This is a genomic window from Tolypothrix tenuis PCC 7101 (genome assembly GCF_963874875.1).
GTDB lineage: Bacteria > Cyanobacteriota > Cyanobacteriia > Cyanobacteriales > Nostocaceae > Aulosira > Aulosira tenue.
This window is the reverse complement of sequence record NZ_CAWNJS010000001.1, coordinates 4847202-4862224: the sequence shown is the minus strand read 5'-3', so window position 1 is coordinate 4862224 and position 15023 is coordinate 4847202. Positions and strand designations below refer to the sequence as shown.

Annotated in this window: 6 protein-coding genes; 1 reads left to right on the top strand and 5 read right to left on the bottom strand. The window is 39.9% G+C overall.

Annotation, left to right across the window (positions count from 1 at the left end):
• The first annotated feature begins 53 nt into the window (after positions 1 to 53).
• Complete coding sequence (locus tag AACU25_RS19275; protein WP_190445599.1) at positions 54 to 3329, top strand: tetratricopeptide repeat protein; 3276 nt, start codon at positions 54 to 56, stop codon at positions 3327 to 3329.
• A 16-nt stretch (positions 3330 to 3345) separates the two neighbouring features.
• On the opposite strand, the gene AACU25_RS19270 is transcribed toward AACU25_RS19275, so the two are convergent.
• The 5 genes from AACU25_RS19270 to AACU25_RS19250 form a co-directional block, all read right to left on the bottom strand.
• The gene (locus tag AACU25_RS19270; protein WP_096578343.1) at positions 3346 to 4518 is read right to left on the bottom strand and encodes a tetratricopeptide repeat protein; all 1173 of its coding nucleotides are present in this window, start codon (positions 4516 to 4518) and stop codon (positions 3346 to 3348) included.
• 3 nt (positions 4519 to 4521) lie between these two features.
• Entirely contained in the window at positions 4522 to 5868 is a 1347-nt protein-coding gene (locus tag AACU25_RS19265; RefSeq protein WP_096578341.1) for a tetratricopeptide repeat protein, read from the bottom strand.
• Positions 5869 to 5955: 87 nt separating this feature from the next.
• Positions 5956 to 8076 (bottom strand): CHAT domain-containing protein, encoded by a 2121-nt coding sequence (locus AACU25_RS19260; RefSeq protein ID WP_190445600.1) that lies wholly within the window; start codon positions 8074 to 8076, stop codon positions 5956 to 5958.
• A gap of 256 nt (positions 8077 to 8332) precedes the next feature.
• Positions 8333 to 10630: a caspase family protein gene (locus tag AACU25_RS19255; RefSeq protein ID WP_199347157.1), complete on the bottom strand. Its 2298-nt coding sequence runs from the start codon at positions 10628 to 10630 to the stop codon at positions 8333 to 8335.
• A gap of 271 nt (positions 10631 to 10901) precedes the next feature.
• Positions 10902 to 14465 (bottom strand): CHAT domain-containing protein, encoded by a 3564-nt coding sequence (locus tag AACU25_RS19250; protein ID WP_096578337.1) that lies wholly within the window; start codon positions 14463 to 14465, stop codon positions 10902 to 10904.
• Between the last annotated feature and the right edge of the window lie 558 nt (positions 14466 to 15023).

Below are 15023 nucleotides of genomic sequence, written 5' to 3'. Positions count from 1 at the left end.
TCCTGGTTAATACCTCTACACCTCTGCTTCTCAATTGTGGAGTAATATTAACAGTGCCACAGGCGTTAGCGCAAAACTTAGACACAAGCAAAGTAGAAGCAGAGCGAATATTTAAACAAGGTGAACAGCAGTTAAATAATGGTCAGCCTCAAGCAGCTTTGAAGTCTTTACAACAAGCACTGCTAATTTACCAACAGCTGAAGGAACGTCTAGCAGAGGGGCACACTCAAAGAAGTATTGGTAACGCTTACTACCTGTTAAAAGATTATCCTCAAGCGATCGCCCACCAACAGCAGGCGCTAATCATAGGAAGAGAAATTAAAAACCCTGATTTAGAAGCAAGGGCACTACTAAATCTCGGATTGGCAAATGCTGCACAAGGAAATACAGCGAAGGCAATTGATTATTATCAGCAAACTTTAAAGATTGTGCAGGGTGCAAGCTATAGCAACGACAGCAAAAATCAACGCCATGAGTTAGAGTTAAAGGCTTTATCTGGCCTGGCAAATATTTACGTTTTCATTAAAAATTACCCCAAAGCATTTGAATACTTGGAGAAGAGTTTAGTTATTGTGAGGAATATTCAAAATAAACGGGGAGAACTGGAAGCTATATTTAGTCTAGGACAGGTTCATCTTGCTGCGGGTAATAACAGCCAAGCAATCAGATTTTTTCAGCAAGCATTGGCGATCGCAAAAGACATTAAAGATCCTCAACTCGAAACTGCAGTTTCTCAAGTTCTATCAAATGTTCAACTCCAAAATAATCCCAGAAAACTGGAAGCAGATAGACTGTTTGATCAAGGTATGCAACAATTTCAAACCAGTCAATTTCCAGCAGCATCAAAGTCATGGGAACAAGCACTACTAATTTATCGAGAAATTAAAGACCGCGTAGATGAGGTAAATACACTGATTAATCTCGGCTATACCTATAGTAATTTGGGAAACTTCTCAAAAGCGATTCAGTTACTAGAGCCGACTTTGGCAATTGCACGGGAAATTAATGACCGTAACGGTGAGAGTAAAATACTGAGAAATCTTGGTACTGCTTACTTGGAAAAGGGAGACTACCTAAAAGCAATTGATTACTCTCAGCAGTCTTTGAACCTTGCACGAGAAACTAAGGATCGTGAGGGTGAGGGACAATCACTCGGAAATCTAGGTCTCGCCTACACAAAAATAAGCGACTACCCAAAAGCAATTAGCTACCATCAGCAGTCCTTGGCGATCGCACAAGAAGTTAACAACCTTCAAGGCGTTGTGACATCACTAACAAATCTTGGTAATGTCTACCTCGATCAAGGAGCCTACAAACAAGCAATTGAGCTACAACAGCAAGGTTTAGCAATTGTGCAAGACCCTGTTACTAAAGGTAAAATCTTAGGAAATTTGGGGAATGTCTACTTTTTCCTGGGAGAATATCAAAAAGCCGTTAAATATCATGAGCAGTCTTTGAAGCTTGCGCGAGAAATCAATAACCTAAAAGGCCAGGGACAATCACTCGGAAATCTTGCGGCTGCATACCTTTACCTAGGATACGACCGTAAAGCGATTGATTATCAAAAACAGTCATTAGCGATCGCAAAACAAATAGAAGACTCTCAAAGTCAGGGAAATGCACTTGCCAATCTTGGCGATATCTACACTAAATTAGGAGATTATGCACAAGCCATTAATTATCACCAGCAGCATTTGGTAATTGCACAAACAATTAAAGACCGTAAGGGTGAGAGTGTAGCGCTCGGAAATCTTGGTCTGGTGTATTCTTATCAGGGAAACTACCCAAAAGCAATTGATTATTCGCAGCAATCCTTGGCGATTACACAAGAAATCAAAGATTCTCAAAGCACAAGTAACTTACTGAACAATTTAGGATTTTATTTCTACAAACAAGGAAATCTTAAATTAGCAGAAAGTACTCTAATTGAAGGCATGAAAGTTAGAGAATCGCTCCGAGCTAAATTACAAGATAGCGAAAAGATATCAATTTTTGATACTCAGCTTAATACCTACCGTGCTTTACAACAAGTTTTAATAGCTCAAAATAAAACTGATGTAGCTTTAGAAATAGCCGAACGAGGACGGGCGAGAGCTTTTGTGGAGTTACTGAGTTCTCGAATCTCTTCTAACCCCAATCAACAATTACCATCTCCACCCAAAATTGCAGAAATTAAACAAATAGCTAAGACACAAAATGCCACTTTAGTTCAGTATTCAATTGTTTACGATGACTTCAACATTGCAGGGAAAATAGAGTTTAAAGAATCAGAACTCTACATTTGGGTAATCCAGCCTACAGGTGAACTTACATTTCGCAAAGTAGATCTAAAACCACTGTGGCAGAAAGAAAAGATAAATCTGGTAGAGCTTGTATATCGTAGCCGTGAAACTATAAATGTGAGAAGTCCCAGTATTGAAATTGTTCACACACCTAATCAAGCCGCAACCACAAATCAATTAAAAAAACTGCATCAACTTTTGCTCCAACCGATCGCAGATTTATTACCCGAAAAGGAAAGTGATAAAGTTATCTTTATACCGCAAAGTTCTTTATTTCTCGTTCCCTTCCCAGCTTTGCAAGATGAAAATGGCAAATACTTGATTGAAAAACATACTATCCTCACTTCACCTTCAATTCAAGTTTTGGATTTGACACGCCAGCAAAGGAAACGCTTGGGAGCAACAAAATTAATCGCGTCTTTCCAAAAACAGGATGCGGTAGTTGTTGGTAATCCAACTATGCCAAAAGTTCCGCCTAAAATTGGAGAACCTCCACAGCAATTACTCCCCTTACCTAGTGCTGAAGCAGAAGCAAAAGCGATCGCACCAATTTTGAAAACTCAAGCCATCACAGGAGATCAAGCAACTAAATCTGCGATATTGCAACTTTTATCTCAAGCCCGAATTATTCATTTAGCGACTCATGGGTTACTTGATGATATCCAAGGTTTGGGGAGTGCGATCGCTCTTGCACCATCAGGTAAAGACAATGGCTTACTGACGGCTGAAGAAATCTTTGAGCGTGTGAAATTAAATGCAGAACTAGTTGTGTTGAGTGCTTGCGATACTGGCAGAGGAAGAATTACCGGTGATGGCATTATTGGGCTTTCCCGTTCGCTGATTAGTGCGGGCACTCCTAGTGTGATCGTTTCTTTATGGCCTGTTCCTGATGCACCTACTGCTGAGTTAATGACTGAGTTTTATCAAAACCTCCAGAAAAGTCCTGATAAAGCTATAGCACTACGAACAGCGATGCTGGCAACTATGAAACAACATCCTGAACCGAAAAACTGGGCTGCATTCACACTTATAGGTGAAGCAGATTGATTTTGAGCAAGAGAGGCTATTGTTGTCTGAGGCTTTCTATTTGCCGCTTTAAAAAATTGGCACGTCTAGTATCACCTAGCAAGGTATATCCATTCATGGCTTGAGAGTACCAGTTAATTGCTTGCTTGTTATCATCCGTGGCAGCATAGACTTCGCCTAAAGCAAATAAAGCTAATGTCTGTGCTTCTAAATCTTCACTGTCTTTGGCAAGTTTGATAGCCATCAAATAATTATCGACTGCTTTTTGAGCTAATCCCGTTTGCCAGTAAATATCGCCTAACGAGCGATAAACTATTGTTGATTGCTTACCTTTTTTTACTAAAGTTTCTAAAGTTGCGATCGCATCTGCACTCAAGTTATAGCTTTTGAAGGTATCAGCACTCAACCCATAGGCTGGAATTGCATCTTGCGGTAAAGTGTAGCGGCTGTAAAGATTTGCCAGCATTAGCGCTGTTACTTGTTCATTTAATCCTAATTTAGTGATTTTAGTGACTTCAGATTGGATAGCTGTTGCCTCAGATTTACGTAGCACTTTAAAATCTAGGTTAGATGTGCCTTCGTCTTGAGATGTTTTGCCACTATTAGCTTTAATAACTAATGAATAGTTTGTTCCAGGTTGTAATGGTGGTAAGCCAGGATAAACTAGGGAATTGTTTTTGCTCTGCTTTTGCCACACTACTCCTTTTTTAGTCTGTAAAATTACTGTATATTGCGTAGCTTTAGGCACGGCATTCCATCGGAAAGTAGGAGTGCTGCTCAACAGTAGGGTATGGCGAGGGGTAATTAAGTAGGGAATTAGGGGATTTTTACCACCTAGAATCCCAGCAGGTGGAGGTGCTTTAGAGATGATTGCTTGCCAAACAGGACAGATTGTTTTTAAACCTGATGGTACGCCTACAGGAACAAATGGTTTGGAGAGATTAGGGCAAACTACTCTCACCCTGACACCTTTATCTGGTTTAATCTGATCTCCCTGATTTAATTCTGTTCCCACAGAAACAAGTCGAAAATTTGACCAATCAGGGCGCTTGAGGAATACTTTACCTGTTGAGGAGTCAATTCTAGCTGAGTAGACTGCTGCTTGACCTTGGGCGATGCCTGCGGCGGGCAAAGCCAACGCAGTTTTTACTATCCCCAATACTACTATCCCTAATACTAATATTTTGCCAGTTAAATTCAAACTACTCATTTCTTATTTTTGAATTTTGAATTTTGAATTTTGAATTGTTAACTCCGGTTCTGCCAAGCGTTGTTGAGCATTAATCACCCAACCATCTTCATCAGTACTAGATGTAATATCGGCATATTGAATACAAGTTTCCCATTCTTTTAGAGCACCTTTTTTATCCTTTTGGGCTTCCATAACTTGTGCTAATAGACAGTGAGGCGCGGCAATACTTTTTGTCAGTTTGGCGGATTGTTGTAAGTCAATTGCTTCTAAGAGTTTGGCTTCTGCATCTGGGTAATGCTTTTGCATGAGCCTTACCCAACCTAGATTTTTTAGTAAAGCTTGTTTAGTCTCGGCACTAGGCTTTAATTTCTGTTCGGAAGCTAAAGCTTTTAACAACAAATTAGCCGCAGCAGGGTAGTTTTTATTGAGGATGTAAAGACGAGATAGATTATTAATGGCATCGGGTATATTATCTTGTACTGCAATTTGGTATTCAGTACGGGCGAGATCTAGTTTTTGCAATTCTTCGTAAAGTAACCCTAAGCGAAAGTGGGTGAGAGTATCATCAGGGTTGAGTTTAATTGCTCGTTGATAATTCTCTTCAGCTGTTCCCCAGTCACCTTCTTGATAGTTTTTGAAACCCCATTTACTATACTGGGTGGCAATTTGGGGCAGAGATAGCCGCAAACCAAATAACCCAACTACTAATAACAGCGAAAAACCTGCACTAATTTCATGCCAAAATTGTTCGGGTATTTTCAACCTGTTAAGTGTGCGTTTATAAGCTTCCTGTCCTGCGAGGGTGAGTGCGCCGCCAGCAGTCAACAAGGTTAAAATGCTTTGTGTACTAACTGCCAATGCCCCAAGTGTATCAGGCCCACCTGTAAGGAAACGAGAGGAAATATCTCCGACTAAACCAAGAGAAATAGTCAGCGAAGATATAGAAACGGTACTCCAAAACCAATCAAGCTGATCCCAAAATTTATGAGGTTTTTTTTCAGGTTGCAATGACCACCACCAAGCTTCTTTGGCAGGGTTAAAGCTATTTTGCCAATCAGCAGTTTCGCGGATGCTGGCGATCGCTTCTGCATTATCTTTGAGTACTTTATCAAGTTCTGCGATCGCGGCTAAATTCTCTCCAGATGTCTGCGTAGTATCTGCTAGTGCTGCTTGGACTTCATCTCGCGCTGTCAATACTTCTAAAATTTGCGTGGGTGTAAGTTGTGGTTTTACTTCTTCTGGTGGGGTTGTTTGATCTGCATCTGCGACGAGATGATTGGGATCTGTGGTTGCATCAATAGTAGTCTTAAGTTGTTCAATAGCTGTTTGATAACGTTTGATTGCCTGTTGCAGGCGAGAATCAGTCATAAGCAGATAAAAAGAGAGATTGTTATTAATTTTGGGTTACTAATAAGAGTGAATGCAGCCCAATCCTTTGGAATCATCTTCATCACTTTACTCTGATTCACCAATTAAGGTAAATGCTGCCCATTTTTTAGGATTTTTTGGATACTTTTGCATCGTAGTTAACATTGCTTGTCGCAGTGCTTGTGCTTTGTTGAGTTGACGTTCTTGCATATTTCGGTAGAATTCAATCATTAATTCTGCGGTTGATACATCATTTACTGCCCATAAAGAAACAAGAACACTAGGAATACCAGCCGTCATAAATGCACGGGATAATCCGATGATTCCTTCACCTGTGATTTGTCCTCTAGCCGTATCACAAGCGCTGAGAACAACCAAATCGGCAAACATTTCCGGCATATTCTGAATATCACTTGTTGTCATAAAACCTGAATTATTAGCAGATGGTGCTAGTGCGATCGCACCAAGTCCATCGTCGCTAAAAACTTCCAGTAATCCATGGGTAGCTAGATGAATCAATCTTACCCCTGTAATTAAATAATTCACTGCTGCAACCGTTGCTTTGTCTCCTGTTAAAGCTTCCACTTTCAAGAAACTAGCAACCGCTTGAGCTTCTTGTTCTGCACCTAGTAAATTAGGTAAGCGTTCAGGCTTTTGCCCTTGAACGCTGGCAAATTCTGGCATTGTAGGGTTGCCCACAACAAGTGCTGGTTTAATGAAATCATGAAGCTCATTTTGTCGTTCCCGAACACGCTGTCTTAGCTGATGCGTAAGAGATAGCGAGCGAATAGAGGGGGCAATAGATATTGTGTTTTTTTCAATTAAATATTTTCCATGTTCATCTTGCAAGGCAGCAAACGGAACTAACGTTAAGCTACGATGTGGGATAAAGATAACTTTATTCTGAGCATCACGAGGTAGTAGCTCGGCAATTGGTTGAATTAAAAGCTGATATAGCTGATGTAGCTGAGTTAATTGTTGTTTATCATCGATTGGCTCAATGCTAATGGATGAGCTTCGACCTCTGACACCCATAGCCTCTCGGCTATCAATTAACATTTGGGCTAATGGTTTTTTTAACAACTTCAAATCAACTGCTCGGAAATCAACTTTCCCCGTTGGCTGAATCACCCAAATAAATAACTTTGTCGGTTTAGGAAGTAAACTTTCCAGAGATAGTTCTTGAATTTGGATAAACTGTTTGGCAGTTGATGCTCCAGATGAAAAGGCATCTGTGTCATCATCTCGATACCGATTGTTATCTACAATATCTTCATAAATAATCGAGTATTCCACTAATGTGGTGTTTTGTAGACGAGCAACCTGCTGTAGTTCCTTTAATGTTACTGGTTTACTACCTAGTTCTTGCCGAGGAAGTCTAGAAAGTCGAAAACCTAAATCGTCAATTAGGGCAGTTGTCCTGACTTGCTCAGACGCTGCCAAAGCCTGATTTTGTTGCTTTAGTTTGACTAAAATAGATTGCAAATAGGTATAAGTTAGAGCCTGCTGCTCTCCAATATCAAATATCTTTAACCGAATAGCATCACTTCCAGATATAACGTCAAGTTGCTGCTTTTGATCGTCTCTTTGGGTCTTGTGCCAGAGTTCGCTCCAGATTTCTCCAGAAGCTCGTAATGTTTTTTCTGCACCTGGTAAATCACCCAAGTTCCCCAAAGTCCATCCCAGTTTTGTTAAAGTTCTGGCCTGAGCAATCAATATACCTCTTTCCTGCTTGGGAATGATTAATGGTGCTATTCCGGTTTCCTCTGTGGGAAATTCGGCAATCACTCCTGCTTTCTTGTATTGCTCACTTGCAGCAGTATAGTTACCTGATTTAACATGGTCATCGCCTAAATCCATGATCATTTGCCAACCCGCCAAATTCAGATCAAATTCGTTATTCAATCCTTGAAAGACAGCCAGTTCGTTTGTAGATAGGGTAGACAAAATTTGTTCGCGTTGCTCTTTTGCCTGCTGGGGAGAAGATTTTTCCAAATTGTCTAAGGCTGTATTTAGATGCTTGAGGGCAAGAATAGTAGATTTGCGATCGCCTAATTGTTGCGATATCTGCATTGCTTGCTTCAAGGATTGAATTGCTGGCTCAAATTGCTGAAGTGCTATTTGTTGTAGTCCTTGCTTTAATAGTCTGTCTGTTTCAGCGTTTATTTGATTTTGTTGGGGTTGGGTCAATCCTGGTAAAGGAATCAATGAAAAACTCCACCCACAAGGGGATGGAGTTTTTGGGCATTGGGAATTGGGCATAGGGAATGGGAAAGAAAATACCAATGCCCTATGCCCTATGCCCCAAGCGACGGGGAGAACAACCTCGTCCACCCACAAGGGGATGGAGTTTCCCGCCGCTTTCAATAAACTAGTTGTCAGGAAAACCAGAAGTGTTGATAAGCAAGCCACATTCAGCTTGAGCCAGGAAAATTTAAATTGCATACTACATTTAAATAAAAAACTAAGATGGCAAGATTTCAAATGTAATCGATAGTGCAGCCATCTGCTGTGTATCTATTTGGCTGGTTCCATCAACTTGTGTTATACCTGCGCCACGAGTACCTTCGTCAAGATCGTTTAGCAAACTGACAATTGCTTCATCTGGTTTTTGATCCAAATTCACTGGTGTTCCCCGTTGACTATCTGATTCTGCTGCAAGTGCCCGCAATAACTCAATTGCCTTTTTGAAAGGTGTCGTACTGGCAATTACTAGTACTTCCGCAACACCAGGTTCACCAGCAATTCTAAATTGATACAATTCGCCGCGATCTGGATCGGGGACTTGAATTTGTTGTCCTGCAGGAATGGGAGGAGCATCTTCATTTCCCGGTAGCGGTGAAAGAACTAATAACTCGCCATCTACACTGATGAGCAGCACGCTGATGTAGAGAGCACGAGGTTCGTTATTCTGAACTAAAAAGCGGACTAAGGTTCCAACTGTAATGCGTTGAGCATTGGAAGAACGAGTGGTTTGTCCTCTACTGCGACTAACAGGTGCAACTGTTGCTCCTCTTACCGTAAATGCTTCTGCCTGAATAGCATTACCATCCACTGTTTCCATTGCAGCAGCAACACTCAATTTTGAAGAAGTTGTATTTAAAGTCAGCTTGACGAGGCTGGCGGCTAATAAAGATTTGAGTTTTGCCTTCAAGCGATTACTTACCCCGTCAGCTACAGGTTCTCCAGCAGAACCATCAGAACCAGGAATTAGATCTGCTGCTGGGGAAAACAGGGCAATGCTGCCAACTTCAGGTAGTTTTTTAACATTCAATTTTTGCAACTGCTGGACATACTCCTGTGTCACTCGCCCCAGGATGTAATTTACATCTGGCTGATTAGCTGATACAGGTTCAATTCGTTTGTTAATTGTCCTAAGTGCCTGTCGTGCTAATTCTATATCTTGCCCTAACGATGGATCTAGTCCAATTCGCAAAGTCAGGTTGCTAGGAATTGCCCGCGATCGCTCTTGTAATAATGTACCAGGTGCAATTGTCGCTCCTCTAGTGGTTGCTGGTATCAGTTTGCCTTGAGCTTTGAGCTGTTGTCTGGATTCAATTTGTACTTGTCCTTGTTCTTTTCCTTGGCTATTAAATACGGTAAAAATTGCACCTCTACCAAAGGCTTTTAAACTCCGAGGATCTATACCACCTAAGAACAAATCAATTTGATTACCTTGGACTTTGGTAACAACTGCATCAGCAGATATGTTTTTTCTTGTAGTAAAGTAAACCGCTTGCTTGTCGTTATTGCTTCCCTGTTTGACGTTAAACTCTGGTCTTTGCACAAGACTAGAAGTTGGGAAGTATTCTTTGAGTATTCTATCTGTGGTGTTTGCTGTACTTACCATCAATTGATTGACTGAATTAACCCCAGTTTGTTGCCAAAGATAACGGCTGAGTATATAAGTAAAAATACCACAAGGTGTATCAGCAAAGCTTGTATCAATAGCTGCTTCATTTCTTCTAGCAGCAGCAAGCATAACTCCTTTGGGTACACCTTGTTGACGCAATTTCGCAAAATCTGGATTACTTAGATTTAAGCGAGACATCAATTGTTTTTGATATTCTTGCTCTTGCTTACTTGCTAAAAGTTGGATTTTAGAGTCTGTAATCCGCAGCAGTTCTTGATCGCCAGGACGCGATCGCACTGTTAAAATTCCTTTACGTGCGCCACCTGAATAACAACTATCTAGTACAAAAGTGATATTTTCTGTGTTGATTTTTTGCATTAATAACCACAGAGTATGCCCAGTAATATCATCTACCTCGCCTCCTTTGTTGGGATATCCTGGTGGCAAAGGGCTGTCAATGGGTACAATTGTGCTGACTCGTCCATCATCAAACACTTTATCTAAATCAGCAACTTGAGAACCATGCCCAGAGAAGTGAAATATTACTACATCTCCCGGCTGCGCCCAGTTAATTAAATGGTCTTCAAAAGCTTGTAAAATATTTGCACGGGTTGCTTCTTGGTCATGTAAGATGCGGATGTCTTCTGGTTGAAAGCCAAAGAGATTAATTAAAAGTTCTTTTTGGATTTGTGTATCATTGACAGCCCCTTCTAGGGGATACCATTGAAAATTACCTACTTTTAGGTAATCGTTAATCCCTACTAATAAAGCTCTTTTGCGGGGTGTATTTTGTGCTAAAACTTGGGCATAGCGAATAGCTTGTTGCTCAATTTCTAATTGACTAATGCCAAGAGTAGCTAAAGCTGAACTAGCAAATTGCAAAAACTGACGACGCTTGATGAATGACATAGCTTATTCTTCTCCTCACATACTTAATACCAATTTAATGTGGAGTTACAAATATCTAGATCCCCCTAAATCCCCCTTAATAAGGGGGACTTTGAGAGATTTTGCCGTTTCCCCCCCTTTTTCAAGGGGGGTTAGGGGGGATCGAATTCTATGCAGCTTCATAAACAATTGGTATAATCTGTATAAATATTTCTCGGTTAAGGGAAAAAGGGGAAAGGTAAAAGGGAAAGAAAAAACCTTTAACCCTTACCCTTTCACCTTTTCCCCAATTTCATTCCGCCTCACCAATCAGGGTAAATGCTGCCCAATCTTTAGGATTAGGGTGCTGTTTCATAGTTGTCAGCATGGCTTGACGTAAAGCTTGAGCTTTATTGAGTTTGCGCTGTTGCCAGTTGCGATAAAATTCAGTCATCAATTCAGCTGTTGGTGAATCGGGTACAGACCACAAAGAAACAATGACGCTGGGTGTACCTGCGGTAATCAAAGAACGGGATAAACCAATTACACCATCACCTGTGATTTCACCTCGCCCAGTATCGCAAGCACTGAGAACAACTAAATCTGCATTGAGTTTCAAGTCTAAAATTTCATTGGCGGTAAGTAAGCCATCATTGAGTTCTCCATTACCAGATGGCGCAAGGGCAACTGCTCCTGGTACGCCTAATCCTTTAAAATCATCTAACAACCCATGCGTTGCTAAATGAATAATCCTAGCTTGCGATAGCTTGGGTAATATTTTGGCTTTTATAGCTTGATTTTTGGTAAATGCCTCAGTTTTAAAGAGTTTAGCAATTTCATTTGCTTCTGTTTCTGCTGCTATTAAGGGTAATAACTGCTGAGGTGTATCACCAACTTTTGTTGCAACTTTAGGCATGGTAGGATTACCTACAATCAACGCTGCTTGCAAATCTTTAGGCTGTGGCTTGAGCTTTTGTTGATGAGTTAAATTTAGAACTTGAATTGCAGGTGCAGAGAGAATAGTATGCTTTTCAATTAAATACTTACCATTAGCATCTTGTAAAGCTGGGAAAGGAACTAGAAACAGTTGACCTTGAGGAATGAAGATAACGTTAGAGTCTGGATCTTTAGGGAGAATGTCAGCAATGGGATCAATTAGCAATTTGTGAAGTTGCTGTAATCGGTTTTTTTGTTCTGCGGCATTATTTCTAGGCACTATCTCGATGCTTGCACGTCCTCTCACACCAATGGACTCACGACTGCTAGTAACAAGCTTTGCTAAGGGAGTGTTTAAAGATTTTTTGAGGTCAATGGAACGAAATTTTACTTCACCTGTAGGCTGAACCACCCAAACTAGAAGTTTTGATTCTTGGTTTGGCTGGAAACCTCGAATTCTGGCTGGAACTAATGCTTGGGAAGAGTCGTAAATAATCGAATATTCAACGAGTGTAGCATTTTGTTCCTTAGCAACTTTCTTGATTTGCTCAAGGTTAAATGATGCGTTAGGAATCTTGGTCAATCCGGCACGGGATACTAATAACTCAGAAAAAGATTTCGCTCTACCTTGTTCAGCAATTTCTAAGGCTGCAATCGATTTATTTTGTGCAATTAATACTTGTTGTAGCAATTCGTAAACATCTGTGTATATCTCAAAGAAAGAGACTTTTTGTAAGTCCTTTTCGCCTAATCTTGTTCTGACTGATTCAAATATCTTAATTGCTTCTCGTAGTGTTTTCTCCGCTTCCGGTAAATTACCAGCCAGAAAAAGAGTCCGTCCCAGATTCCCCAAAGCCCCAGCTTTACCGTAAAGGTTATTGTCTTCCTGTGCGATCGCTAAACTCTCCTGAGCATACTCAACTGATTTTTTAATATCTCTCTTGGAAGCGTAAGCCGAGCTTAAAAATTGTAGATTAGCCCCTTCTATCTGACGGTTTATCTTTTCAAATTGCGGTTCTTTGATTGAGCGTCGAACAGCCAAAGCTTTTTCGTAATACTCTATAGCTTTGTCATATTCTCCTAGAAAAGCATTCGCATTCCCTAAATCCTGATAAGCATTTGTTAAAGCCGTGGCTTTGTTATTACTACTGGGAAGATTTCTGGCAAGTTCTAGATTTTGCTGAAAATATCCAATGGCTTTGTCGTGACTGGCACTACCAAACAGGTAAGCAGCACCCAACAAAGATAAAGATTGCTCGCGTAGTAGTCTTATGAAATCAATTTCTGTAGTAGATAAAGTTTGCTGCGCTTGCCGGGGATTATCAATTTCTTCAACTATTTCTTTAGTTTTTTCAGCGTAATTAATTACTTTTTCAAAATCTCCTAATCCCAAATAACTAGTTGCTAATCTTCTCAAAGATTGCACTTGCAATACAAGATTATTATTTTTTTGTCCAGTTGCCAAACTCTGCTGAAAATAATTAATTGCTTGAATATAGTTGTCTTGTTCCCAGGAAAGACTACCTAGAGCATAAATAGCCTGTCCTTCTCTAAGAAAGTTTTTAAGTTTACTGGCTATTGCTAAATCTTGCTGACGATACTCAATCGCCTGCCGTAAGTCTCCTTGAAGTTCATAACTAGTAGCTAATTGTATCAGAGCTATTCTTTCTATTTCAATACCTAAATCTTTAATTTGACTATTATTTGTTTTTTTGATTTGTTGAGCAATAGCTAAAGTTTGCTTATATGATTCAATCGCCTTATCAGGTTTTTTCTGCAAATCATAAGTATTTCCAAGTTCTAACAAAACCTGACTTTCTAATAGTGAATTTTTTATGCCTTGCGTTATTTGCAAACCTAATTCAAGTGCTTCAGCGGCTTCTGAGTAGTTAGCTTGCTGATTGTAAATTCTGCCTATATCAATTAAAGCAAGTATCACTGCTGGTAAATTATTGCTTTTTCGTGCTTGTTCTAATTTTTGACGTACTTTTTCCAATTCTTGGTAATTAGAAGGAAGCTGAATTCTTTCAATATTTTTACGCGCTGCTATCTCTTGTTCTTTGTCGTTTAATCCCTGTGCTAAGATTAACTGGAGTTGGTAAAAGTCACGAGCTTTTTGGTTGTTACCCATTTTTTCATAGGCAAGTCCCAGCGCACTTACTATAATAACTTCCTCACGCCGATTATCGAGTTTTCTAGTAATTACCAAAGCTTGCTGATAATATTCAATCACTTTGTCATATTTTTGCATGGCATCATAAACTTGTCCTAAATACACCAAACAAAGTGACTCTAATTTGTTATCTTTAATTGACTGAGCAATAGTCAAACCCTGTTGTAAAATTTCTACTGCCCTGGGATAATCTTTTGATTCGTAGTAAGCAATTCCTAAATTACCGATTGCTATACCTTCAACTTTTGGGATTCGCGATTGACGTGAAATCACTAAACTCTGTTGGTAGTAGTTAATTGCATCAGGGTACTTTTTCCAATCACGATAAGCGTTTCCGATATTCAATAGCGCCCTACTTTCTAAATCGGGGTTACGAATTTGCTGTGCTATTTTTAAAGCCTGTTGTTGATAATTAATTGCTTGGGTATAGTCTGCTTGAAGATAATAAGCATTACCCAAATTCTTTAGAGTCTCTCCTTCTCCGACAGTGTCTTTAATTTGCCGATAAATATTAAGTGCTTGCTGTAAAGATTTTTGCGCTTCTGCTACTTTTCCTTGATTGATTTTTTCAATACTTTGTTTTAAAAGTTCGTCAGCTATCTTTTTTTGAGAAGATATAGCTTGAGCTAATACAAATGATGACGTTTTGGAATTGCTATTAATATTTTCTGATGATGTAAAACTCGATTCTGACGAAACTGGCTGCTCTGGCAAATTCTTGATATGAGCGATCGCATTCAGTAGATACGGAAAAATAGGGTATAGCATACTGGGGTAACTTCTATTCTTTATTTGTGACTGTTGATATGGACAAGAGAGCAATCATAAGTCTTGAGAGAATATTTTAAGAATCTAAAAGAGTAAAGATTATGATCAGGACTTACGCAACTGGCACAGTAATCCTCTGGTATAAGAGTCAAGAGTCAAGAGTCAAGGGTCAAAAATTTAGGTTTTTTGGACTCTTGACATTTGACCCTGGACAAACCTAAACGAACAAAATATGACACTTGCGTAAGTCCTAATGATAATCATCGATTGGTTATCACTCAAAAATATACAAGCTTCCGAGCATAATTTCCGGATAATCACTTAGCTTTAAATTATCCTGTGACCGCAAACGACAACAGCAGAGTTACAAGCATGACCCTCAAGCGATCAGCAGTACTTATACCAATTCTCCAAAATATCGCTACACATAGGCAGCAGGGGGGCAGGGAGCAGGGGGCAGGGGGCAGGGAGCAGGGAGCAGGGAGCAGGGGGAGAATTATCTGTAGCCTGAATTAAGAGAAATGGTATTACAAGCATATTGTTAAATTGATAATTTTA

Bases quoted from the DNA above. Each gene is read 5' to 3' on its own strand.
- AACU25_RS19250 (WP_096578337.1), bottom strand. From the start codon at position 14,465: ATGCTATACCCTATTTTTCCGTATCTACTGAATGCGATCGCTCATATC.
- AACU25_RS19255 (WP_199347157.1), bottom strand. From the start codon at position 10,630: ATGTCATTCATCAAGCGTCGTCAGTTTTTGCAATTTGCTAGTTCAGCT.
- AACU25_RS19270 (WP_096578343.1), bottom strand. From the start codon at position 4,518: ATGAGTAGTTTGAATTTAACTGGCAAAATATTAGTATTAGGGATAGTA.
- AACU25_RS19265 (WP_096578341.1), bottom strand. From the start codon at position 5,868: ATGACTGATTCTCGCCTGCAACAGGCAATCAAACGTTATCAAACAGCT.